Origin of the sequence: Streptomyces sp. CCM_MD2014, from assembly GCF_000772045.1 — a bacterium.
Lineage (GTDB): Bacteria > Actinomycetota > Actinomycetes > Streptomycetales > Streptomycetaceae > Streptomyces > Streptomyces salinarius.
The window spans coordinates 3,510,399-3,532,846 of the sequence record NZ_CP009754.1 but is presented as its reverse complement, the minus strand read 5'-3'; the positions used below and the strand labels follow the sequence as shown (position 1 = coordinate 3,532,846).

21 protein-coding genes are annotated in these 22,448 nt (G+C 71.4%); 15 read left to right on the top strand and 6 right to left on the bottom strand.

The annotated features are described in order from the left end of the window. Positions 1-21: 21 nt before the first annotated feature. The 3 genes from NI25_RS15240 to NI25_RS15230 all read left to right on the top strand — a co-directional run bounded on the left by NI25_RS15240 (position 22) and on the right by NI25_RS15230 (position 2,849). A complete protein-coding gene (locus NI25_RS15240) occupies positions 22-1,059 on the top strand; it encodes an LCP family protein (RefSeq protein ID WP_061442993.1) in 1,038 nt (345 codons plus the stop codon). 113 nt (positions 1,060-1,172) lie between these two features. Next, positions 1,173-1,529, top strand: a complete 357-nt coding sequence (locus NI25_RS15235) for a YciI family protein (RefSeq protein WP_061442992.1) — start codon at positions 1,173-1,175, stop codon at positions 1,527-1,529. Positions 1,530-1,592: 63 nt separating this feature from the next. Next, a complete protein-coding gene (locus NI25_RS15230; RefSeq protein ID WP_061442991.1) occupies positions 1,593-2,849 on the top strand; it encodes an RNA polymerase sigma factor in 1,257 nt (418 codons plus the stop codon). Here NI25_RS15230 and NI25_RS15225 read toward each other — a convergent pair. Next, positions 2,846-4,036 carry a class I SAM-dependent methyltransferase gene (locus tag NI25_RS15225; protein WP_061442990.1) on the bottom strand — a complete coding sequence of 397 codons (1,191 nt, stop codon included), beginning with the start codon at positions 4,034-4,036 and terminating at the stop codon, positions 2,846-2,848. The genes NI25_RS15230 and NI25_RS15225 overlap by 4 nt on opposite strands. A gap of 90 nt (positions 4,037-4,126) precedes the next feature. Here NI25_RS15225 and NI25_RS15220 point away from each other — a divergent pair, with 90 nt between their 5' ends. The 4 genes from NI25_RS15220 (at position 4,127) to groL (ending at position 8,236) form a co-directional block, all read left to right on the top strand. Beyond that, positions 4,127-5,107, top strand: a complete 981-nt coding sequence (locus NI25_RS15220; protein WP_233520733.1) for a polysaccharide deacetylase family protein — start codon at positions 4,127-4,129, stop codon at positions 5,105-5,107. Beyond that, positions 5,104-5,850, top strand: a complete 747-nt coding sequence (locus NI25_RS15215; RefSeq protein WP_061442989.1) for a polysaccharide deacetylase family protein — start codon at positions 5,104-5,106, stop codon at positions 5,848-5,850. Before NI25_RS15220 ends, NI25_RS15215 begins: the two co-directional genes overlap by 4 nt. A 321-nt stretch (positions 5,851-6,171) precedes the next feature. Then, positions 6,172-6,480: a co-chaperone GroES gene (gene groES / locus NI25_RS15210; RefSeq protein ID WP_010986397.1), complete on the top strand. Its 309-nt coding sequence runs from the start codon at positions 6,172-6,174 to the stop codon at positions 6,478-6,480. Between the two features lie 130 nt (positions 6,481-6,610). Then, positions 6,611-8,236: a chaperonin GroEL gene (groL, locus tag NI25_RS15205; RefSeq protein ID WP_061442988.1), complete on the top strand. Its 1,626-nt coding sequence runs from the start codon at positions 6,611-6,613 to the stop codon at positions 8,234-8,236. Positions 8,237-8,392: 156 nt separating this feature from the next. On the opposite strand, the gene NI25_RS15200 is transcribed toward groL, so the two are convergent. Continuing rightward, complete coding sequence (locus NI25_RS15200; RefSeq protein WP_061442987.1) at positions 8,393-9,682, bottom strand: hypothetical protein; 1,290 nt, start codon at positions 9,680-9,682, stop codon at positions 8,393-8,395. Positions 9,683-10,430: 748 nt separating this feature from the next. Here NI25_RS15200 and NI25_RS40195 point away from each other — a divergent pair. From NI25_RS40195 to NI25_RS15190, 3 genes are read left to right on the top strand one after another with little or no spacing between them, the layout of a single operon-like run. After that, the gene (locus NI25_RS40195; protein WP_324610081.1) at positions 10,431-11,117 is read left to right on the top strand and encodes a PrsW family glutamic-type intramembrane protease; all 687 of its coding nucleotides are present in this window, start codon (positions 10,431-10,433) and stop codon (positions 11,115-11,117) included. Then, complete coding sequence (locus NI25_RS15195; protein ID WP_233520732.1) at positions 11,083-12,549, top strand: RNase A-like domain-containing protein; 1,467 nt, start codon at positions 11,083-11,085, stop codon at positions 12,547-12,549. Before NI25_RS40195 ends, NI25_RS15195 begins: the two co-directional genes overlap by 35 nt. Before the next feature lie 21 nt (positions 12,550-12,570). Further along, positions 12,571-13,227, top strand: a complete 657-nt coding sequence (locus NI25_RS15190) for a contact-dependent growth inhibition system immunity protein (RefSeq protein ID WP_061442985.1) — start codon at positions 12,571-12,573, stop codon at positions 13,225-13,227. Positions 13,228-13,300: 73 nt separating this feature from the next. Here NI25_RS15190 and NI25_RS15185 read toward each other — a convergent pair whose 3' ends face one another. After that, a complete protein-coding gene (locus NI25_RS15185) occupies positions 13,301-14,074 on the bottom strand; it encodes an SDR family NAD(P)-dependent oxidoreductase (protein WP_061442984.1) in 774 nt (257 codons plus the stop codon). 54 nt (positions 14,075-14,128) lie between these two features. After that, a complete protein-coding gene (locus tag NI25_RS15180) occupies positions 14,129-14,797 on the bottom strand; it encodes an MOSC domain-containing protein (RefSeq protein ID WP_199560910.1) in 669 nt (222 codons plus the stop codon). A 96-nt stretch (positions 14,798-14,893) separates the two neighbouring features. Between NI25_RS15180 and NI25_RS15175 the strand changes: the two genes are divergently transcribed. Next, positions 14,894-15,808, top strand: a complete 915-nt coding sequence (locus NI25_RS15175; protein WP_061442982.1) for a LysR family transcriptional regulator — start codon at positions 14,894-14,896, stop codon at positions 15,806-15,808. Positions 15,809-15,941: 133 nt separating this feature from the next. On the opposite strand, the gene NI25_RS15170 is transcribed toward NI25_RS15175, so the two are convergent. Next, positions 15,942-16,280, bottom strand: a complete 339-nt coding sequence (locus tag NI25_RS15170) for a WhiB family transcriptional regulator (protein ID WP_061442981.1) — start codon at positions 16,278-16,280, stop codon at positions 15,942-15,944. Between the two features lie 381 nt (positions 16,281-16,661). Here NI25_RS15170 and NI25_RS15165 point away from each other — a divergent pair, with 381 nt between their 5' ends. From NI25_RS15165 to NI25_RS15150, 4 genes are all read left to right on the top strand, one after another. Continuing rightward, positions 16,662-17,273 (top strand): response regulator transcription factor, encoded by a 612-nt coding sequence (locus tag NI25_RS15165; protein WP_003948568.1) that lies wholly within the window; start codon positions 16,662-16,664, stop codon positions 17,271-17,273. A 280-nt stretch (positions 17,274-17,553) separates the two neighbouring features. Continuing rightward, a complete protein-coding gene (locus tag NI25_RS15160) occupies positions 17,554-18,141 on the top strand; it encodes a sigma-70 family RNA polymerase sigma factor (protein ID WP_031034860.1) in 588 nt (195 codons plus the stop codon). A 150-nt stretch (positions 18,142-18,291) separates the two neighbouring features. Further along, positions 18,292-19,797 carry an IMP dehydrogenase gene (guaB, locus tag NI25_RS15155; protein WP_061442980.1) on the top strand — a complete coding sequence of 502 codons (1,506 nt, stop codon included), beginning with the start codon at positions 18,292-18,294 and terminating at the stop codon, positions 19,795-19,797. Positions 19,798-19,921: 124 nt separating this feature from the next. Next, positions 19,922-21,046 carry a GuaB3 family IMP dehydrogenase-related protein gene (locus tag NI25_RS15150; protein WP_052839813.1) on the top strand — a complete coding sequence of 375 codons (1,125 nt, stop codon included), beginning with the start codon at positions 19,922-19,924 and terminating at the stop codon, positions 21,044-21,046. A 69-nt stretch (positions 21,047-21,115) separates the two neighbouring features. Here NI25_RS15150 and NI25_RS15145 read toward each other — a convergent pair whose 3' ends face one another. Beyond that, on the bottom strand, positions 21,116-22,333 hold the full coding sequence (locus NI25_RS15145) for a nucleotide sugar dehydrogenase (protein WP_061442979.1): 1,218 nt from the start codon (positions 22,331-22,333) through the stop codon (positions 21,116-21,118). Positions 22,334-22,448 lie beyond the last annotated feature (115 nt).

Sequence of the window (22,448 nt, the reverse complement as noted above, 5' to 3'; positions counted from 1 at the left end):
GGGCGGGGCGGGGGCTGACGCATGGCGGCGCGGGGCGTGCAGGAGGGCCGGGACGGCCGCCGGCGGGGGTTCAAGGTGGCCGGCCTGGCCCTGACCGGCGCCCTGCTGCTCGGCGCCGGGGCGGCGGGCTGGGCCTACTGGCACCTCAACGGCAACATCAAGAGCGTCGACATCGACGGCGCGCTAGGCGACGACCGCCCCGCCCGCCCCGTCGCCGTGCCCCCCGCCTCGCCCTCCGCGTCCCCGGTGCCCACCGGCGCCCTGAACCTCCTCGTCCTCGGCTCCGACTCGCGCAGCGGCGAGGAGAACCGGGAACTCGGCGGCGGCGACAGCGGCGGCGCCCGTTCGGACACGGCGATGGTCGTCCACCTCGACGCGGGCCGCACCGCCGCCACCGTCGTCAGCATCCCGCGCGACACGCTCGTCGAGCGGCCCGCCTGCCCGCTGCCGTCGGGCGGTACGACCAGGGCGGCGAGCGGCGCGATGTTCAACACCGCCTACGAACTGGGCGGTCCCGTCTGCGCCGTCAAGACCGTCGAGTCGCTCACCGGCGTCCGCATGGACCACTACGTCGAGGTCGACTTCTCCGGCTTCGCCGACCTGGTCGACGCGCTCGGCGGGGTCACCGTCACCACGGACGTGGACATCGACGACGACAAGAGCCACCTGCACCTGGACGCCGGCACCCACCACCTCGACGGCACCGAGGCCCTCGGCCTGGCCCGCACCCGGTACGGACTGGAGGGCGGCAGCGACCTCGCCCGGATAGAGCTCCAGCACAAGCTGGTCAAGGCGCTCCTCGAGCAGATCTCCGCCACCGACCTGCTCGCCGACCCCGCGCGCCTCTACCAGGTCGCCGACGCCCTCACCGGCAGCCTCACCACCGACACCGGCCTGGACTCGCTGGGCGAGCTGACGAACCTGGGCCGCAGCCTCGGCGACCTGGACGCGGACGACGTACGCACGCTGACGATGCCGGTGCTGCCCGCGCCCTCCGACCCCAACCGGGTGGTGGCGGACCAGCCGGACGCGGCCGAGCTGTGGGAATCGCTGCGCTGAGAAATCCTTCGGGAAATCCCGCGGCCGGTGTCGATCCGGGGCCCGCCCGTTCGACGCAAGGGGTGAGAGGCCGGGGACACCCGGCCGCCGCACCACCACCCCGAGGAGTCACCATGCCCCGCTACCTGTCCCTGATCCGCATCGAGGAGTCCGACACCCCCGCCGGCGGCCCCAGCCCCGAGCTAATCCAGCGGATGGAGAAGCTGATGGACGAGATGACCAAGGCCGGCGTCCTGCTCGACACGGCCGGGCTCACCCCGACCGCCCAGGGCACCCGCGTTCACTACGAGGGCGGCCGGATCTCCGTCACCGACGGGCCCTTCACCGAGTCCAAGGAGGTCATCGGCGGCTACTCCCTCCTCCAGGCGAAGGACCGGGCCGAGGCGGTCGAGTGGACCAAGCGGTTCCTGAAGGTGCACGAGGAGCACTGGACGGTGACCTGCGAGGTCCGGGAGCTGATGGAGGGCTGAGCCGGCGGACCGGGCCCGAGCGCCGTTTTGCCCCGGCGGTTCGAGGGTGTTCCATGGTGGGCTGTGGAAGCGCAGCCCACCGCCGCCCTCGAAACCGTCTTCCGGCTGGAGTCGCCCCGCGTGATCGCCGGTGTCGCCCGGCTCGTCCGGGACGTCGGCATCGCCGAGGAGCTCACGCAGGACGCCCTGGTCGCCGCCCTGGAGCAGTGGCCCGGGGACGGCGTGCCCGACAACCCGGGCGCCTGGCTCATGGCCACCGCCCGCCGCCGCGCCGTCGACCTGATCCGGCGCCGGGAGACCTACGCCCGCAAGCTCGCGGAGATCGGCCGGGAGCTGCCCGCCTCCGCGCCCCCGCCCGAGGAGCCCGCCGACCCCGAGGACATCGACGACGACCTGCTGCGGCTGGTCTTCACCGCCTGCCACCCGGTGCTGTCCGCCGAGGCCCGCATCGCCCTCACCCTCCGCCTGCTCGGCGGCCTGACCACGCCCGAGATCGCCCGCGCCCGCCTCGTGCCCGAACCGACCGTCGCCCAGCGGATCGTCCGCGCCAAACGCACGCTGGCCAGGAAGAACGTCGCCTTCGAGGTGCCGTACGGACCGGACCGCGAGGCCCGGCTCGGCTCGGTCCTGGAGGTCATCTACCTGATCTTCAACGAGGGCTACGCGGCCACCGCAGGCGACGACTGGCTCCGCCCCGCCCTGTGCGAGGACGCCCTGCGGCTGGCCCGCGTCCTGTCCGCCCTGATGCCGAAGGAGCCCGAGGTCCACGGGCTGGCCGCACTGCTGGAGTTCCAGTCCTCCCGCACCGCCGCCCGTACCGCCCCCGACGGCGAGCCGGTGCTGCTGAAGGACCAGAACCGCCACCGCTGGAACCGCATGCTCATCGCCCGCGGCGTCACCGCCCTCGGCCATGCTCACGCCACCACCGGCTCCGCCGCCCCGGGCCCGTACACCCTCCAGGCCGCGATCGCCGCCTGCCACGCGACGGCCCACACCTACGAGGAGACCGACTGGCCGCGCATCGCCGCGCTCTACGGCCTGCTCGCGGCCCGGGCCCCGTCCCCGGTCGTCGAACTCAACCGCGCGGTCGCCGTCTCGATGGCCGAGGGGCCGGCGCCCGCCCTGGCCCTCGTCGACACCCTCGCCGCGGAACCCGCGCTGCGCGACTACCACCTGCTGCCCAGCGTCCGGGGCGACCTCCTGCTCCGTCTGGGCCGCACGGCCGAGGCCCGCGAGGAGTTCGAACGGGCCGCGTCCCTGGCCCGCAACGCCCGCGAACGCGCGCTGCTGCGGCGCCGGGCACAGGAGGCGGCCGGTTAACGCGCCGGGTGCCCGATCAGCATCGTCGGCGCCCCCGCGACCCGCGTCAGGAACACGGTCGCGGCGTTCGGCCCCTGCGGCTTGACCTTCCTGCGCAGTTCCTCCGGCTCGACCGCCGAGCCCCGCTTCTTCACGGTCAGCGTGCCCACCCCGCGCTCCCGCAGCAGCGCCTTCAGCTTCTTGACGTTGAACGGGAGTTGATCGGTGATCTCGTAGACGGTGGCGTACGGCGTGCGGTGCGGCTCGTCGGCGGTGACGTAGGCGATGGTCGGGTCGATCAGCCCGCCGTCGAGGTCGTCGGCCACCTCGGCGACCAGGTGGGCGCGGATGACGGCGCCGTCCGGCTCGTACAGGTACCGCCCGACCGGCCGGACCGCGGGGTCCGGGAGCATGGTCTCGGGCGTCGCGTAGACAGCCGCCTCGGCGGGCAGCAGCGTCGCCCGCCGCGCGCCCGGCGTCACGTCCGGGCCGAACCACAGCATGGCCTCCTTGACGTCCCCGCCGTCCGAGACCCACTCGGCCGTCGCCTGCGGGGGGATCGCCTCGTGCGGAACGCCCGGCGCGATCTTCAGCAGGCCGATCGGCGCCCCGAGCGCGGCGGACACGGCCCAGGACAGGGGCGGGGAGTAGGCCTCCGGATCGAAGATCCGGCCGCGCCCGGAGGAACGCCGGGCGGGATCCACGAACACGGCGTCGTATCCGGCGGTGTCCACCTCCGTCACATCGGCCTCGCGCACCTCGATCAGGTCGGCGAGACCGAGCGCGTCGGCGTTGGCACGGGCCGCCGCGCAGGTCAGCGGGTCCCGGTCGACGGCCAGGACCCGGATCCCGGCGCGGGCGAAGGCGATCGCGTCGCCGCCGATCCCGCAGCACAGGTCGGCGACGGACCGCACCCCGAGTGCCTGGAGGCTCTCCGCGCGATACGTCGCCACACTCGCCCGCGTCGACTGCTCCACCCCGTTCGGTGTGAAGAACATCCGCCGGGCGTCCTCGGCGCCGAACTTCGCCACCGCCCGCTGCCGCAGCCGCGCCTGCCCGAGCGCCGCCGAGACCAGCCCGGCGGGGTGCGTGCGCCGCAGCCGGGTGGCGACCGCCAACTCCCGCGCGGGGTCGGTGTCGCGCACCTCGTCGAGCAGCGCGCGGCCCTCGGGGGTGAGCAGGGCGTGGAGGGAATCGAGGTCGTTCACCGGGACATTGTGGGCCAGTCGGTGGACGGTGTGCCTCCGGCGCGGTGTCGGACCGGGTTCGGCGTCCGGGTCCTGCGAGGATCCGGCACCATGCGAGCAGTCGTACAAAATGACAAAAGTCGGGCGTCGCGTCGCGTGTCCCGGGCATCCCGTCCCGCACTCCGGGGGGTCCGCCGCAGAGCACTGCGCCGGCGCGGGACGGCGGCCGCCGCCGTCCTCGCCGTCGCCGCCCTCGCCGGCGGCTGTGCGCAGGGCGACGGCCGCGGCGAGCGGGGCGCCGCCGGCCGGCAGGGCCCGGAGGCTGCCCAGGCCCGCGCGGCCGACGCCGCGGCCAAGGCGCGCGAGGCCCGGGCCGCCCTGGTCGCCGCCGCCAAGCGCTGGAACCTCGAGAAGGTCCCGCTGACGGCCCCCGCGCCGCCCGAGAAGAAGCCGGTGATCAAGGCCCGCGAGGGCTTCGAGGTCGACGGCCAGGAGGAGGACGGCCTCCCGCCGGTCTTCACCACGGTCCCCACCAAGGAGAAGGTCGTCTTCCTCACCATCGACGACGGCGCCGAGAAGGACCCGGCGTTCCTGAAGATGATGAGCGAGCTGAAGATCCCGTACACCGTCTTCCTCACCGACGAGGAGATCAAGGACGACTACGGCTACTTCAAGAAGATGCAGGCCCGGGGCGTCACCCTCAACAACCACACCCTGAGCCACCCCTACCTCCCCGCGCTCTCCTACGAGGAGCAGAAGCAGGAGATCTGCGGCATGCAGGACGTGATGGAGAAGCACTACGGCAAGCGCCCCGTCCTCTTCCGCCCGCCCTTCGGCAACTACAACCGCGACACCCTGCGCGCCGCCAAGTCCTGCGGCATCGAGTACGCCCCGATCTGGAGCGAGGAGGTGTACGTCGACCACTGGGAGTACCGCGAGTGGGACCAGGACCTGCACCCCGGTGACATCGTCCTCACCCACTTCCGGGGCGAGAACGACTGGGACGGCACCATGACCGACATGGCGCGCCGCTTCCTGGACCGGATCACCGCCGACGGATACGCGGTGGCCCGCCTGGAGGACTACCTGTGAGGCGAGGGCGGTCCCGCCCGGCAGGCACCGCCCCGGCCGCCCTCCTGCTCCCGTTGATCCTGCTGCTCCCGCTCACCGCCTGCGACCGGCTCGCCGCACCCGCCGAACGGGCGGCGGCGGCCGGGGACCCCGCCCAGGACGCCGACCGGGGGCGCCGGCTGCCACCCGTCGTGGACCACGTCCGCACCGACGACCCGGTCGTCTTCCTCACCTACGACGACAGCGCCGAGCGCGACCCCGCCTTCGCCGGCCTGATCCGCGAGCGGCGGCTCCCGGTCACCCTGTTCCTCACCGACACGGTCGCCGGACCGGCGTACGGCGACTTCGCCCGGCTGCGCCCGTTCGGCGCGAGCCTGCAGAACCACACCCTGGACCACCGCTTTCTGCGCGGCCTGCCCTACGCCGGCCAGCGCGCCGAGATCTGCGGCCAGCAGACCAAGCTCAAGTCCCGCTTCGGCGTCCGCGCCCACCTCTTCCGGCCGCCGCACGGCACGTACGACACCACGACCCTGCGCGCCGCCGCCGACTGCGGCATCACGGCCCTGATCCTGTGGCGCGCCACCCTCGACGCCGCCGGCGACCTCACCTACACCCGGGGCGAGCCCCGCCTCCACCCCGGCGACATCATCGCCGTGGACCCGGACCACCCGACGGCCACGAACCTGACGGCCCGCACGGAACGTTTGCTGGACACGATCGAGGAGCAGGGGCTGAGGGTGGGCGACCTGGAAAAGTACCTCTAGTCACAGCCGGTCCGGCGTTTGAGGACAAGGCCCGTTCAGGGCCGAAGCGGGGGCCTGGGGGCGGCAGCCCCCAGCGACGCCCACACCCACGCAGGGTGCCTCCACAAACCGGCGTTCACCAGAAATCCCCGCCGACGCGCCGCCGGCATTGGCACTCCGCTTGACCGAGTGCTAATCGCGGTCATAGTCTCGGGTCTGGCACTCCCCACCGGAGAGTGCCAACAAAGCGACGGGCAGGTCCGGCACCCGCGACGACGGATCGACCTGGTCGCCACCTCAGACAGTTAACCCCGTGAGATCTCCGAAGGGGGAGGTCGGATCGTGACGACCGCCAGCTCCAAGGTTGCCATCAAGCCGCTCGAGGACCGCATCGTGGTCCAGCCGCTCGACGCCGAGCAGACCACGGCTTCGGGCCTGGTCATTCCGGACACCGCCAAGGAGAAGCCCCAGGAGGGCGTCGTCCTGGCCGTGGGCCCGGGCCGCTTCGAGGACGGCAACCGTCTTCCGCTCGACGTCACCGTCGGCGACGTCGTGCTCTACAGCAAGTACGGCGGCACCGAGGTGAAGTACAACGGCGAGGAGTACCTCGTCCTCTCGGCCCGCGACGTGCTCGCGATCGTCGAGAAGTAGAAGTAGCACTTCATCTCGAAGCACCTTGCTTTCCAGCTGCGCCCCTGGCTCCCGCGACCATAAAAAGCCGGGCGTCGGGGGCGCAGTTGCCGTATAACCCCAAGATTTCCGGAAGAGGGCTCACGCTCCCATGGCGAAGATCCTGAAGTTCGACGAGGACGCCCGTCGCGCCCTCGAGCGCGGCGTCAACAAGCTTGCCGACACGGTGAAGGTGACGATCGGCCCCAAGGGCCGCAACGTCGTCATCGACAAGAAGTTCGGCGCCCCCACCATCACCAACGACGGCGTCACCATCGCCCGCGAGGTCGAGGTCGAGGACCCGTACGAGAACCTCGGCGCCCAGCTGGTGAAGGAGGTGGCGACCAAGACCAACGACATCGCGGGTGACGGCACCACCACCGCCACCGTGCTCGCCCAGGCGCTCGTGCGCGAGGGCCTGAAGAACGTCGCCGCGGGTGCCTCCCCGGCGCTGCTCAAGAAGGGCATCGACGCCGCCGTCAAGGCCGTCTCCGAGGACCTCCTCGCCACCGCCCGCCCGATCGACGAGAAGTCCGACATCGCCGCCGTGGCCGCGCTGTCCGCCCAGGACCAGCAGGTCGGCGAGCTGATCGCCGAGGCGATGGACAAGGTCGGCAAGGACGGTGTCATCACCGTCGAGGAGTCCAACACCTTCGGTCTGGAGCTGGACTTCACCGAGGGCATGGCCTTCGACAAGGGCTACCTGTCGCCGTACTTCGTGACGGACCAGGAGCGCATGGAGGCCGTCCTCGACGACCCGTACATCCTGATCAACCAGGGCAAGATCTCCTCCATCGCGGACCTGCTGCCGCTGCTGGAGAAGGTCATCCAGGCCAACGCCTCCAAGCCGCTGCTGATCATCGCCGAGGACCTGGAGGGCGAGGCGCTCTCCACCCTCGTCGTCAACAAGATCCGCGGCACCTTCAACGCGGTGGCCGTCAAGGCCCCGGGCTTCGGCGACCGCCGCAAGGCGATGCTGCAGGACATGGCCGTCCTGACCGGCGCCACGGTCATCTCCGAGGAGGTCGGCCTCAAGCTCGACCAGGTCGGCCTGGACGTGCTCGGCACCGCCCGCCGCATCACCGTCACCAAGGACGACACCACCATCGTCGACGGTGCCGGCAAGCGCGACGAGGTCGAGGGCCGCATCGCCCAGATCAAGGCCGAGATCGAGTCCACGGACTCCGACTGGGACCGCGAGAAGCTCCAGGAGCGCCTCGCGAAGCTGGCCGGCGGCGTGTGCGTGATCAAGGTCGGCGCCGCCACCGAGGTGGAGCTGAAGGAGCGCAAGCACCGTCTGGAGGACGCCATCTCCGCGACCCGCGCCGCGGTCGAGGAGGGCATCGTCTCCGGTGGTGGCTCCGCGCTGGTCCACGCCGTCAAGGTCCTCGAGGGCAACCTCGACAAGACCGGCGACGAGGCCACCGGTGTCGCGGTCGTCCGCCGCGCCGCCGTCGAGCCGCTGCGCTGGATCGCCGAGAACGCCGGCCTGGAGGGCTACGTCATCACCTCCAAGGTCGCCGAGCTCGACAAGGGCCAGGGCTTCAACGCCGCCACGGGCGAGTACGGCGACCTGGTCAAGGCCGGCGTCATCGACCCGGTGAAGGTCACCCGTTCCGCCCTGGAGAACGCCGCCTCCATCGCCTCCCTCCTGCTGACGACCGAGACCCTGGTCGTCGAGAAGAAGGAAGAGGAAGAGCCGGCCGCCGCGGGCCACGGCCACGGCCACGCCCACTGAGCGCTGCGCTGAGTTGAGCTGAGCGAACGGTGCCCGGTCCCCTGCGGGGGGCCGGGCACCGTTTCCTGGTACCGCAGGGTCGGGGCCGTTGCGGCGGGTCGCGCAATTCCCCGCGCCCCTTGGGGCGTTGCCCTGACGAACCTCAGGAAGGTGCCGTCACAGCAGTCCGCTCAGCGGCAGTACGCGCTCGGCGAGCCGTCCCCGCAGCCGTCCCCCGGCCGTGTCGGCGTCCTCCTCGAGCCAGCCCGCGGCGGCCAGCAGTCCGGCGTGCTCGGCGACGTCCTCGGGCCGCAGGCCGCAGAAGGAGGCCACTGTCTCCAGCGCGAGCCCGTCACCGTCCTCGACGGCCTCTCCCAGACACCCGTCGGGACGGCTGTGGGCCGCGGTGTACACCGCGAGGAGCCGAGTGGCCGGCCCCGCCTTCTTCTTCCGCAGCTTCCGGTCGCCCACCACCTTCTGCGCCCACCCCGACAGCCGCGCCCGGGTGACCTTGCCGAAGAAGAACGGGCGGGGCTGGGTGGGAATCAGAGTGGGCACCGTGACCTGCGTGGGCTCCTCGGGCCGGGACATCAGCGCGTCGTCGGGGGCGACGTCCTCCGGCAGGAGCAGCCACCCCATGTCGGCCAGCGCCTGGAGCACCCGCTCGGCGTCGCCCTGCAACCAGCCGCTGAGGTCCTGCCCGGTGACGTTCCCGGTACCCGCACGCGCGGCCCGCAGGGTGATCATCAGCACCGCGAGCCGCGCCTCGGCCTCGGGGAGCGGTGAGGTGACCCGGAGGTGCTCCAGCACATTGCGGGCGTGGACGCCCTGGCCCCGGGTCAGCAACCGCTCGACCAGCGGTCCGTCTTCACCCACCGGGACGCCGTGCCGGTTGGCGTCCATCTCTCGGGTGGTCCGCGCGGCCGCCGCAGCCCGGTCCGCCTCCTCGCGCAGGGATGCGTCGCCGGTGACGTCGGCCCACAGGGCGAAGGCGCGGGCCTTGCGGTCGTGGAGTTCGGCGAGGGCGGCGAGGTCCGGCTCGGGGTGCCGCTGGTACGCGCGGAACGCGTCCCCGAGCTCGGTCAGCTCCACGCGCAACACCTCGGGCTGGAGGTCGTCCGGCACGATCCGCTGCCCGACCTTCGCCCACCGCCCCGTCTTCCGGGCCTTCCCCGCCTTCCCGGCCTTCCGGGACTTGGCAGGGACGCCGTCGGGCCCGGGGCGCGGGGCGGGCCGAGCGCGAGGGACGGAGGCGGCCCGGGCACCGGCGGCGTCGGGGGCGGCACCGGGACGGTGGCCCGGGGCCGGGACCGCCGGCGCCGGTCCACTCCCACCGCCGGGAGCGTCGGAGAACATCACCGTCCCCCCGCCGGTCACGGAACCTCGGCCCGCCTTCGCCCCGCCCGTGCGCCCCCCGTCGGAACCGTCGACGTACAGCTCGTCCCCGTCACCAGTGCCCGCGTTCACGCGATGCCGCCCTCTCCCTCGCCGAAACCTGCGACCTCCCGCCTGCTGCGGGCGCAGCCACCCGACGCTAAGTCGCACCGGTACCTCGCCAGGAGCAGACGGGGATGGACCACACGTTCGGGTGACGCCCCGGTTCAAGATCCGGAACTGGGCCATCCGGGTGAAGCGCGCCCTAAGATCCGTGCCGTGCCGTGCCGGTGAATTCAGAAGAACACCACTTCGCCCACGCAGCACTGCGCCACTACCAGGACGCCGTCTTCCTGATGGACGGAGCGCGGCTGCCGCAGTAGCCGTACTCGGACTGGGACAGGCCGCGAGAAGCTGCTCGGAGCGGACAAACGAGTGCTGGCAACGGGCAGCTCTCAGGGCGGAGAGATCCTCTCGTCCGAGTACGGAGGCCTCGCCGGACACTGCTTCGCCTATACGTAGTTCACAGGCGTCCCCGCCGGTGAGGACTCCTACTTCGTTGTCTCGGGCGAGCGGTTGTACACGGTCGACGGCGAGGAACTGGGACCGGTTGAGGCAGCAGAGCCCTCACTGCGTGAGTCCATGTCCGAGGCCAAGAAGCACTGGGAGAACTTCCAGGAGCCTGCCGACTGACCTCTGCGGCGCACGTCGGCATCCACGCGGTGGCGTTCTGCGCGCCCTGACGTCTCAAGTCCCTTGCTGTGGCGACGATCGACTCCATAACATCACCTTCACAACTGCGAATTGATGGTCGTTCCGGCGGGGGGCTGGCGTGACGTTGATGATGGCGGTAGCGGCTGTCTGGGGTGTTTTACAGCTCTACGCCGTTTCATGGCCGACGCGGTCCGTGCGTCTTTCCACTGTGCTGCTGGCCGTCGCGGTGGGGGTGTACGGGTGTGGAGTGGCCACGGCGGTGGTGGAACTCGCCTACACGCGCCTCTACGCGGACCAGTCGGGGCAGTCGCTGATCACGGTGGTGAACACCACCAGCTACACGGTGGCGCCGTGGGCAGAGGAACTGATCAAAATCGCCCCGCTGCTGCTGGTGGGATGCAGCCGCCGGGTCCGCCGGCAGTGGGGGCTGAGCGACTTCACGGTGCTGGGCGGGGCGCTGGGCGCTGGATTCGGACTGCTGGAGGCGGTGCTCCGTTTCGGTCTGGACGCGGACCGGGCGATAGCTCGTGGTGAGGGCTGGATCATCCCTGACAGCTTGTCTCCTTCCCTATGTCCCCGGCTTGGGCCAGGTGCTTACCGCCTGGCTGCCCGCACCGTTCAGCCAACTGGGCACGGCCGGACCTCCGGCCACAGAGACGTTTCAGCATCTGGTGCTGTCGACCCTCGCGGGGTTCGGGGTCGGACTGCTGTGGGGTACGTGCGGGTGGGTGCGCCTGTTGTCGGTGGCCCCCTTCGCTGCGGCTGTCTTTCACCACACGGTGAACAACTACGCGGCGCGGGAGCCGGGCAGTAAGGCCGAACAGTGGCTCGAGAACCTGAACGCGCACGCATGGGCTGCGCCACTCGTGTGTCTGGCCATCGCCCTGATCGTCGATCTGGGCCGCCTCCACAGGGGCAAGCGGTCCGTGCCCGGCGTACTGCTTGCCACCGAACGCGCCGACGGAGACAGCGTGGCAGCGCTGCTCCGCTATACGACCTGGCGGGCGCCCTGGAGCCTGCTGGTCGGGCTGCGCTACATCAGGCTTCGGCGTTCCCTGCTGTACGCGGCCACATCGGCGCCGACCGTCGAATCCGAAGAACTCCGCCGTGTCGTCGCCGGGATCACCGTGCGGATGGACGCATCCGACAACCAGCAGGCCTGGCAGACGGTCAACCTCCGAACGTGGCTGAAGGCAGCCCGGAGAGCCCGCCGCCCCCGCGACCGTTGGCTGCTGCTCGTGCCGTGCCTGCTCGCGGTGCCGGCACTGCTGTTCCTGGGTGTCGGCTCCTTCAAGGACACGGCCGGTCTCCAGGAGTTCTTCACCACCGGGCCGGGCCCGAAGATCATGATGGGGTTCGGCATCGCCGCCCTCGTCTGGATCGCCTACCAGCTCACTGTGCTGCTGCGTACCTGGCGGGCCGTGACGGCACAACCCGTGGCGGAACTGCTGGTCGCGCACCGATTCCGCCTCGGAACCGCACTGGGGGCGGCCACTACGGGGACGTTCCTGCTGTGGCAGGGACTGGGCGAGGTGGGCCCCGACGGCAAGTCGATACGGACGGTGCATCTGCTCGACGCGCTGAACACGTTTCTGGTGTACCTCGGGTTCGCTCTTCTCCTGCTCTCGCTGCTGGCGCTCTTCCCTCCCGGAGGGTTTGCGCTGGCGGGAGGCGGAGCGGCCGGAGCGCTCACCGCTGAGGCCGCCCTCAGCGCCGGTGTCCTGGGCTCGGCCGGGCTCGTCCTCATGGGGCTGGGGGCCACGAACGGCTCCGACGGTGACTACAACGCGTGGCCCAGAAGCAAACGGAAGGGCCGTACGAAACCCGAGCATCGAGCGGATGTCCGCGGTGACGAGGGCAAGAGCCTTGGGGGCAGGAGCAAGGCCCACACCATCGACAAGCACGTGGACAAGACCATTGACGGCATGCGCAAGCGACTGCGGGAAGATGCCGACCTCGCCGCCGACTCACGCTACGTGGACGTCGACGCCGCACAGCGTTTCACCGACAGGACTCTCACCATTGCAAGCAACCAACGGAAGATCTCGGGCTGGCTGGCCAAGGGGGCGAAGGGGCCACTGCGGCTGGAAGCGAAGTTCGACGAGTACACGGGGCTGCATCTCACTCGCTACGACTTCACGCACGGGCAGCCGACGAAGTGGGTGAAGGGGGTACGGGTGATCCTCAAGGCCGACCCGTCGGCGCCGTCCGGATATCGCGTCCTCACCTCGTTCCCACAGCCCTAGCACCCGCAATCGGAGCAGCTGATGAGTCATTCCCTGCCGCCAGGACAGCGTTTTTACGAGCTCAGCGACCTGCTGGAGTCGTACGCCAACGTGGACTTCGCATTCTCCGACACCGCGGAAGTCCCCGGGCCGGCTCTCTCCGCCTATCTCCGGATCGCCGCACGGGACCCCGCGCGTGCGGCGACGGCGATCCGGCAGATCGACGACCTTCTCTCCGTCGGCCTGTTCTCCGACGAGATCGCGGACGAAGTGGAGTACCTTCCGCACATTCAACCACCAAGGGGTACGACCGTTGAGGACTGTCTGCGCGTGGTGAGAGGCCACCTTGACCGCCTCCTGCACGATCCGTCACGCGTTCCGCAGGCGACCCCGCGAACGTCCTGGGAATGGAACGAGCGCTTCCCTTCCCTGGGCCAGTTGCTCGGCGCCTACTTCCACCAGGACTTCTCCTACCTCTACGCGTCCCGCGAAGAGGCCCTCGACGAGTACGTCGGCGAGACCGATTCGGAGGACCGCGCACGAGCGGCTCAGGAAATCGGCGAGCTGCTGGAAATGGTGTCGTCGGATCGGGAGCTCCGAGCCGCGACCAGTGCGTTGGGCCTCGAGCTCCTGCCGCCTGGAGGGATGTCCCTGCGGAAGTGGCTCGAAGCGATCCGCCGAAGGGTCACGGCAGCGTAGTGGCCGCTGTCGTCGTGTCAGCTCTCTGCCTCGCGACAGGCGCCACGGCTGCTCCCCTCGCCGGCCCGCGTCCTCACTGCGGCCCGTACTTGCGCCCCGTCCGCGACGTGATCCCGCCCAGCAGGCCCCGTGGCACCAGCTTCGCCGCGCCCATCAGGGTCTTGTAGCGCGGGTCGGGGATCGACAGGGACTTGCCGCGGGACAGGTCGGCGAGGGCCGCCGCGACGACGTTGTCCGCGTCGAGCCACATCCAGTTCGGGATGTTGTCCGTGCCCATGCCGGCCCGCTCGTGGAACTCGGTGCGCACGAAGCCGGGGGCCAGGGCCATCAGCCGTACGCCGCTGCCGGACAGGTCCTTCGCCACGCCCTGGGTGAACTGCACGACCCACGCCTTGGAGGCGCCGTAGGTGCCGCGCGGCACGAAGGCGGCGACCGAGGCGACGTTGACGACGCCGCCGCGGCCCCGCTCCCGCATCGCCTCCACCGCCGCCGAGGTCAGCCGGAGCACCGCCTCGCAGTGCACCTTGAGCATGGTCAGCTCGTCGGCCATGGGGACCTCCAGGAAACGGCCCTTGTTGCCGAACCCGGCGTTGTTGATCAGCAGGTCGACGGGGCTCCTGCGGTCCGACAGCCGAGTGGCCACCGCGTCGATGCCGGCGTCCGTCGACAGGTCCGCGGTCAGCACCTCCGCCTCGATGCCGTGCCGGTCGTGCAGTTCGGTGGCCTGTTCGCGCAGCCGCTCGGTGTCGCGGGCCACCAGCACCAGGTCGTGCCCGTCGGCCGCCAGCCGGCGCGCGAACGCGGCGCCGAGGCCCGCCGTCGATCCCGTAATCAATGCCGTTGTCATGGCGCAAGGTTAGGGGGCGGGATCACGAGTGCGGACCGAGCACGTCCGCTTTGCTCAGGCCCCGTACTCCGCCACGTACTTCCGCGCCGACGCCAGCGCCTCCGGGTGCAGCGCGTCACCCGCCGCGAGCAGCCGGGGGAGCAGCTCCCGCTGGGTCGTCACCGCGCGGAACTGCAGGGCCACCGTCACCTCGTGGGCGGGCCGGTGCACGATGCGCACCGGGTCGCCCGCACGGATCTCACCGGGTTCGAGCACGCGGAAGTAGGCGCCCGGCGCACCCTTCTCCGTGAAGCGCTTCACCCAGCGCGGCTCGCCCAGGTGACCCTGGAAGGTGCGGCAGGGGATGCGCCCGGACGTCACCTCCAGGAGCAGCTCGGGACCGATCCGCCAGTGCTCGCCGATGAGGGCGCCGGCGAGGTCCAGGCCCGTGGTGGTGAGGTTCTCGCCGAACGAACCGTTCGGCAGTTCGCGGCCCAGCTCGCGCTCCCAGACGTCCATGTCCTCGCGCGCCATCGCGTACACCGCCTGGTCGTCGCCGCCGTGGTGCCGCGTGTCGCAGACGGCGTCGCCGGCGAGTCCGCTCGCCCCGAAGCCCTTCGCCCCGGGCGCCGCCACCCGTACGGGCCCGTCCGCGGGCCGCTTGTCGATGCCCGTGACGCCCTCGGGCTGGTCCGTGTAGGGCACCGCCCTCGCGCGGCCCAGGTTGACGGACAGAAGCCTCATGGCGGGAAGGTGCATGCGAGAACGGTAGGCCATGCGCGCTCAAAGCGGCGACCCATTATTCGGCGTCCGGTCAAAGGGTCGCTTATCCTCGGGGGTGTGATCGAGGCTCGTCATCTCCGTGTCCTGCGCGCCGTGGCGTCGACCGGTTCCTTCTCCGCCGCCGGGCGCGAGCTGGGCTGCACCCAGCCCGCCGTCAGCCAGCAGATGAAGGCCCTGGAGGCCTCCGTCGGCACGCCCCTGCTCGTGCGCACCGGACGCGAGATGCGGCTGACCCAGGCCGGAGAGGCGCTGGTGCGGCACGCCGCCGGGATCATCGCCGGGCTCACGGCGGCCGAGGAGGAGGTCGCCGCGATCGCCGGGCTGCGCGCCGGGCGGGTCCGGCTGGTCTCCTTCCCCAGTGGCAGCTCCACCCTCGTACCGACCGCCCTGGCCGCCCTGCGCGCCGCCCACCCCGGCACCCGGGTCTTCCTGGAGGAGGCCGAGCCGCCGAAGTCCGTCGAGCTGCTGCGCGAGGGCGACTGCGACGTGGCGCTCGCCTTCCGCTACGAGGGTGCGGCCGGTGCGGAGGAGTGGGACGACCTCGTCGTACGGCCGCTGCTGACCGACCGGCTGGTGGCGCTGGTCCCCGAGGAGCACCGGCTCGCCCGTACCCGAGGGGCCGTGGCCATCGGCGAGCTGGCCCGGGAGTCCTGGATCGCGGGCTGCCCGCGCTGTCGCGGCCAGCTGGTCGAGGTGTGCGAGGGGGCCGGGTTCTCGCCCCGCATCGATTTCGCGACCGACGACTACCCGGCGGTGGTCGGCCTGGTCGGCGCGGGGCTCGGGGTGGCCGTACTGCCCCAGCTCGCCGTCGAGTCCGTGCGGCCCCGGGGCGTACGGACGGTCACGCTGGAGCCGGCCGTGCGGCGGGAGATCGTCGCGCTCACGCTGCCCGACCTGGCGCAGGTGCCCGCGGTGACGGCGACCCTCGACGAGCTGGCCCGGGCGGGCGAGCGCCAGCCGGCGGCGCGCTGACCGCGTCGGGACTCCGGCGCCGGGGCTCTCGGGGCGTCTGCGCGTATGTCCGGGTTTCTCCGGGTCCTGCTTCGGGTTCTCCGTCGAATCCTTCCTCGAGCCGTTCCTCGAGCCGCTTCAGAGAAACGTTCCTTCAGTGAGGTGCGGCCGCCTCCCCGCCGGACGACGCCGAGGCCGTCGCCGCCACCAGGCGGTTGCGGGCCCGGCCCATGAGTTCCTCGCGCTCGTCCTCGGTCAGCCCGCCCCACACGCCGTACGGCTCACGCACCGCCAGCGCGTGCGCCGCGCACTCGGCGCGGACCGGGCACCTCATGCAGACCTCCTTGGCCGAGTTCTCGCGAGCGCTCCGTGCCGCACCGCGTTCGCCTTCCGGATGGAAGAAGAGCGAGCTGTCCACCCCTCGGCACGCAGCCAGGAGCTGCCAGTCCCACAGGTCCGCGTTCGGTCCGGGAAGGCGGGAGAAATCTGCCATTGCGTGACCCCTTGTAGCCGTTCTGGGTGGATACGGTGTCCACGACCGTACAACTACGATCTAAGGAGATGAAAATATGACTCATTGCGAATCTAGCCGCAGACACCGCCGAAGCGGAAGAAAAGCGGCTGAATGGGGCACCGCTTGTGATGAAACGGCGCGGGTCCCCCGCGCATGTCTGCTGCGTGGCCGCCCCCTCACGTAGAGTGCCGAAGACGACACACAGCCCCGTAACTCTTTCGAGTGACCATCGTTGAGAGTGCGGAGGCGGTTGAAGGAACAAGTGCTCGGGCGGGCGTCCGGGACGGTCGACCGCACAGGTGACGATTTCGTACCAGCCTGGAGGCTCAACGTGACGCGCAAGAGCTGCGGAGGACGGCCATGACTTCCGTCCTCGTCTGCGACGACTCCCCGCTTGCCCGAGAGGCGCTCCGCCGCGCGGTCGCGACCGTGCCCGGCGTCGAGCGCGTGACGACGGCCGCCAACGGCGAGGAAGTCCTCCGCCGCTGGGGAGCCGACCGCTCGGACCTGATTCTGATGGACGTGCGCATGCCCGGCCTGGGCGGCGTCGAGACCGTCCGGCGGCTGCTGTCCGCCGACCCCGGCGCGCGCATCATCATGCTCACCGTCGCCGAGGACCTGGACGGCGTGGCCCTCGCGGTGGCCGCCGGTGCCCGTGGCTATCTGCACAAGGACGCCTCGCGCGCCGAGCTGCGCGCCACCGTGACCCAGGCCCTGGCCGACCCGACCTGGCGGCTCGCCCCGCGCCGGCTGCGCTCGGCCGAGATGGGTGCGGCGCCCACGCTCACCGCGCGGGAGATCCAGGTCCTGGAGGGCATGAGCCACGGCCGTTCCAACGCGGAGATCGGCCGCGAGCTGTTCCTCTCCGAGGACACCGTCAAGACCCACGCCCGCCGGCTCTTCAAGAAACTCGGCGCCTCGGACCGGGCACACGCCGTGGCGCTCGGCTTCCGGTGGGGCCTGGTCCGCTAGGGGCTCCCCGTGCGATGGAGTCCGAAAGGGCCCGTCGGGGACGTGACGATCCCCGCTTATCGCGAGGTGAGCGGGGGTGACAAGGCGACCCGCCGGGTGCCCGCTGCTCGTTTCGGCGCGGATGACGCATCCTTGAGGTGTGGAGTTCCTCGGGGACGAGTCGGTCGAGCGGAAGGGGAGGGCGCAGGGGATGAGTTCCGGCGCACCTGCTCATAACGCTTCGGTGCACAACAACGGGCACGGAGCCACGGATCGGACGGCCGCAAGGCACCATGGACCGATGCGTGACGACGAGGCGCCCCCGGACCAGGGGACGGTGGGTGGGCTCGTCCACCGCGCCGTGGACGGGGACGAGCAGGCCACGCACGACCTGCTCGCCCATGTTCACCCGCTGGCGCTGCGCTACTGCCGCACGCGGCTGTCCCGGCTGCCCGGCGACGCCCGGCACTTCGTCGAGGACCTCGCGCAGGAGGTCTGCGTGGCGGTACTGCTCGCGCTGCCCCGTTACAAGGACACCGGACGCCCCTTCGAGGCGTTCGTCTTCGCCATCGCCGCCCACAAGGTCGCCGACCTCCAGCGCGCCGCGATGCGCCACCCCGGCTCGACGGCCGTCCCCTCCGACGAGATGCCCGAGCGGCCGGACGACTCGCTGGGCCCCGAGGAGCGGGCACTGCTCAACAGCGACGCCGCCTGGGCCAAGAAACTGCTGGCCAACCTGCCGGAGAACCAGCGCGAGCTCCTCCTGCTGCGCATCGCGGTCGGGCTCACCGCCGAGGAGACCGGGCAGATGTTGGGAATGTCACCGGGGGCCGTACGGGTCGCCCAGCACCGGGCGCTGAGCCGGCTGCGGGCGCTGGCGGAGCAGTAGTTCGGGCGACGCCCCGCGTCCGACCCGCGCGGCGACCCCTCTCGTACAAACGCACGAAGGTCGCACGCTTCCTTGATCGTGGAATGACCCACGTCCACTTCCCGTTAGCATGGACATCCGCACCGATCAAGGCCATTTGGGGAAGGTGTCATGACTGCCAACGTCGACGGAGTGCCCGAGAAATTCGCGACACTCGGGCTGACCTACGACGACGTGCTGCTGCTGCCGGGCGCCTCCGCGGTGCTTCCGAACGCGGTCGACACCTCGTCCCGCATCTCCCGCAACGTGCGGGTCAACATCCCGCTGCTCTCCGCGGCCATGGACAAGGTCACCGAGTCCCGGATGGCCATCGCCATGGCCCGCCAGGGCGGCGTCGGCGTCCTGCACCGCAACCTGTCCATCGAGGACCAGACCAACCAGGTCGACCTGGTGAAGCGCTCCGAGTCCGGCATGGTGGCCAACCCCATCACCATCCACCCGGACGCCACCCTGGGCGAGGCCGACGCCCTGTGCGCCAAGTTCCGCATCAGCGGCGTCCCGGTCACCGACGGCGCGGGCAAGCTGCTCGGCATCGTCACCAACCGCGACATGGCTTTCGAGACCGACCGCAGCCGGCAGGTGCGCGAGGTCATGACGCCGATGCCGCTGGTCACCGGCCAGGTCGGCATCTCCGGCGTGGACGCCATGGAGCTGCTGCGCCGCCACAAGATCGAGAAGCTGCCGCTGGTCGACGGCGACGGCGTCCTCAAGGGCCTCATCACGGTCAAGGACTTCGTCAAGGCCGAGCAGTACCCGCACGCCGCCAAGGACGCGGAGGGCCGCCTGCTCGTCGGCGCCGCCGTCGGCGCCAGCCCCGAGGCCCTCGACCGCGCCCAGGCCCTCGCCGAGGCCGGGGTGGACTTCCTCGTCGTCGACACCTCGCACGGCCACAACAGCAACGCGCTGAGCTGGATGTCGAAGATCAAGTCGAGCGTCGGCGTCGACGTCGTCGGCGGCAACGTCGCCACCCGCGACGGCGCCCAGGCCCTGATCGACGCCGGTGTCGACGGCATCAAGGTCGGTGTCGGCCCCGGTTCCATCTGCACGACCCGCGTCGTCGCCGGCATCGGCGTGCCGCAGGTCACCGCCATCTACGAGGCGTCCCTCGCCGCCCGCGCCGCCGGGGTGCCCCTGATCGGCGACGGCGGCCTCCAGTACTCCGGCGACATCGGCAAGGCGCTGGCCGCCGGTGCCGACACCGTGATGCTGGGCAGCCTGCTGGCGGGCTGCGAGGAGTCGCCGGGCGAGCTGCAGTTCATCAACGGCAAGCAGTTCAAGTCCTACCGCGGCATGGGCTCGCTGGGCGCCATGCAGTCCCGCGGCCAGGCCAAGTCGTACTCGAAGGACCGCTACTTCCAGGCCGAGGTCGCCTCCGACGACAAGCTCGTGCCCGAGGGCATCGAGGGCCAGGTGCCCTACCGGGGCCCGCTCGCCAACGTCCTGCACCAGCTCGTCGGCGGCCTGCGCCAGACCATGGGCTACGTCGGTGCCGCCACCATCGCCGAGATGGAGTCCAAGGGCCGCTTCGTCCGGATCACCTCCGCGGGCCTCAAGGAGAGCCACCCGCACGACATCCAGATGACGGTCGAGGCGCCGAACTACAGCCGCAGCAAGTAAGCACAGCGGGCAGCGGCCTTCCGAGGGCGGCTCCGGAGCAGCCGGGGCCGCCCTCTGCGGTGCCCCGGCGCACCCGTCGGGGATACTGGAAGGCGCTGCAACGCATCAGGGAAAGGCCACAGACGTGACTGAGATCGAGATCGGGCGCGGCAAGCGCGGCCGCCGGGCGTACGCCTTCGACGACATCGCCGTCGTCCCCAGCCGCCGTACGCGGGACCCGAAGGAGGTCTCGATCGCCTGGCAGATCGACGCCTACCGCTTCGAGCTGCCGTTCCTGGCCGCTCCCATGGACTCGGTCGTCTCCCCGGCCACCGCCATCCGCATCGGCGAGCTGGGCGGCCTCGGCGTCCTCAACCTGGAAGGGCTCTGGACCCGGCACGAGGACCCGCAGCCGCTGCTCGACGAGATCGCCGAGCTGGACACCGACAACGCGACCCGCCGCCTCCAGGAGATCTACGCCGCTCCCATCAAGGAGGAGCTGATCGGGCAGCGCATCAAGGAGGTGCGCGACTCGGGCGTGGTCACCGCCGCCGCGCTCTCCCCGCAGCGCACCGCCCAGTTCTCCAAGGCCGTCGTGGACGCGGGCGTCGACATCTTCGTCATCCGCGGCACCACCGTCTCCGCGGAGCACGTGTCCGGCTCGCACGAGCCGCTGAACCTGAAGCAGTTCATCTACGAGCTCGACGTGCCGGTGATCGTCGGCGGCTGCGCCACCTACACCGCCGCCCTGCACCTGATGCGCACCGGCGCCGCGGGCGTCCTCGTCGGCTTCGGCGGCGGCGCCGCCCACACCACGCGCAACGTGCTGGGCATCCAGGTGCCCATGGCCACCGCGGTCGCCGACGTGGCCGCGGCCCGCCGGGACTACATGGACGAGTCCGGCGGCCGGTACGTGCACGTCATCGCCGACGGCGGCGTCGGCTGGTCCGGCGATCTGCCCAAGGCCATCGCCTGCGGCGCCGACTCCGTGATGATGGGCTCCCCGCTGGCCCGCGCGACCGACGCGCCGGGCAAGGGCAACCACTGGGGCATGGAGGCCGTCAACGAGGAGCTGCCGCGCGGCAAGAAGGTCGACCTCGGCACGGTCGGCACCATCGAGGAGATCCTCACCGGCCCGTCCCGCAACCCCGACGGCTCGATGAACTTCTTCGGCGCCCTGCGCCGCGCCATGGCCACCACCGGCTACAGCGAGCTGAAGGAGTTCCAGCGCGTCGAGGTCACGGTCGCGGACTCGCAGCACCGGCGGTAGTCACCCGAACGCCGTACCCAGGGGCCCGGAGCCGACGCTCCGGGCCCCTCGTGTGTCCGCACGGCGCGGTCAGAGCCGGTGCGCCGCCCCCGTCGGCGTGGCCCCCCGCGTGTCCAGGAGGAGCTGGGCCTTGACCGACAGGCCCTGGAGGTCGTACGTGCGGTGCTGCTGGAGCAGGATCGTGAGGTCGGCGTCGGCGGCGGCCTCGTAGAGGGAGTCGGCGCGCGGGACGGGGCGGTCGGCGACGTTCCAGGACGGGATGTGCGGGTCGTGGTAGCTCACGGCGGCGCCCATGGACATCAGGCGGGTCGCGATCTCCTCGGCCGGGGTGGCCTGCTGGTCCGCGAGGTCGGCCTTGTAGGTGACACCGAGGAGGAGGATCCGGGCGGCGCGCGCGGACTTGCCGTGCTCGTTGAGCAGGGCGGCGGCGCGCTGGACGACGTAGCGGGGCATCTGGGCGTTGACCTGCTGGGCCAGCTCCACCATGCGCAGGCTGTGCGGGGCCCGGCCGGTCAGGTCCTGGGGGACGGAGTGGCCGCCGACGCCGGGGCCGGGGCGGAAGGCCTGGAAGCCGAACGGCTTGGTCTCCGCGCAGCGCAGGACGTCCCACAGGTCGACGCCGAGGTCGTCGCAGAGCACGGCCATCTCGTTGACCAGGGCGATGTTCACGTGCCGGAAGTTGGTCTCCAGGAGCTGGACCGTCTCCGCCTCCCGCGGTCCGCGCGCCCGGACCACCTTGTCGGTGAGCCGGCTGTAGAAGGCGGCGGCCGACTCGGTGCAGGCCGGAGTGAGGCCGCCGATGACCTTCGGCGTGTTGGCCGGGGTGAAGTCGCGGTTGCCGGGGTCCACGCGACTGGGGGAGTAGGCGAGGTGGAAGTCGCGGCCGGCGCGCAGCCCGGAGCCCCGCTCCAGGAGCGGGCGCAGGAAGTCCTCCGTCGTCCCGGGGCGCACCGGGGACTCCAGGATCACCGTGGTGTGCGGGCGCATGTGGGCGGCCAGGGTGTGCGCCGCGGCCTCCACCTGGGTGAGGTCCAGGCCGCCGTCCGCTCCCGGCGGGGTGGGCGCGCAGATGACGGCGGTGCGGACGCGGCCCAGCTCGGCCGGCCCGGACGGCCCGCTCGGGGTGCGGAAGCCCGTGGCGAGCATCCGGCGGACCTCGGCGGGCGTGAGCGGGTCGGCCTCGGGGCCGGTGCGGTAGCCGAGGGTGGGGATGCCGGCGGCGACGGCGGCCTGGGCCAGGGGCAGGCCGTACGGGCCGAGTCCGATGACGGCGAGATCTGCGGGCATGGCGTGGGCCGTCCTTCCCAGTAACCGAAGCGGGGCAGGTGCGCAAGCCCGGTGGACAGGATGGGCGAGCACAACGTCAGACTAGGAGTAAATATGACCGATTTGCGGGATTGAT

Coding starts and splice junctions, on each gene's coding strand:
- NI25_RS15240 (WP_061442993.1), top strand. CDS start 22: ATGGCGGCGCGGGGCGTGCAGGAGGGCCGGGACGGCCGCCGGCGGGGG.
- NI25_RS15235 (WP_061442992.1), top strand. CDS start 1,173: ATGCCCCGCTACCTGTCCCTGATCCGCATCGAGGAGTCCGACACCCCC.
- NI25_RS15220 (WP_233520733.1), top strand. CDS start 4,127: ATGCGAGCAGTCGTACAAAATGACAAAAGTCGGGCGTCGCGTCGCGTG.
- groL (WP_061442988.1), top strand. CDS start 6,611: ATGGCGAAGATCCTGAAGTTCGACGAGGACGCCCGTCGCGCCCTCGAG.
- NI25_RS40195 (WP_324610081.1), top strand. CDS start 10,431: ATGATGGCGGTAGCGGCTGTCTGGGGTGTTTTACAGCTCTACGCCGTT.
- NI25_RS15190 (WP_061442985.1), top strand. CDS start 12,571: ATGAGTCATTCCCTGCCGCCAGGACAGCGTTTTTACGAGCTCAGCGAC.
- NI25_RS15185 (WP_061442984.1), bottom strand. CDS start 14,074: ATGACAACGGCATTGATTACGGGATCGACGGCGGGCCTCGGCGCCGCG.
- NI25_RS15180 (WP_199560910.1), bottom strand. CDS start 14,797: ATGAGGCTTCTGTCCGTCAACCTGGGCCGCGCGAGGGCGGTGCCCTAC.
- NI25_RS15170 (WP_061442981.1), bottom strand. CDS start 16,280: ATGGCAGATTTCTCCCGCCTTCCCGGACCGAACGCGGACCTGTGGGAC.
- NI25_RS15165 (WP_003948568.1), top strand. CDS start 16,662: ATGACTTCCGTCCTCGTCTGCGACGACTCCCCGCTTGCCCGAGAGGCG.
- NI25_RS15160 (WP_031034860.1), top strand. CDS start 17,554: ATGCGTGACGACGAGGCGCCCCCGGACCAGGGGACGGTGGGTGGGCTC.
- guaB (WP_061442980.1), top strand. CDS start 18,292: ATGACTGCCAACGTCGACGGAGTGCCCGAGAAATTCGCGACACTCGGG.
- NI25_RS15145 (WP_061442979.1), bottom strand. CDS start 22,333: ATGCCCGCAGATCTCGCCGTCATCGGACTCGGCCCGTACGGCCTGCCC.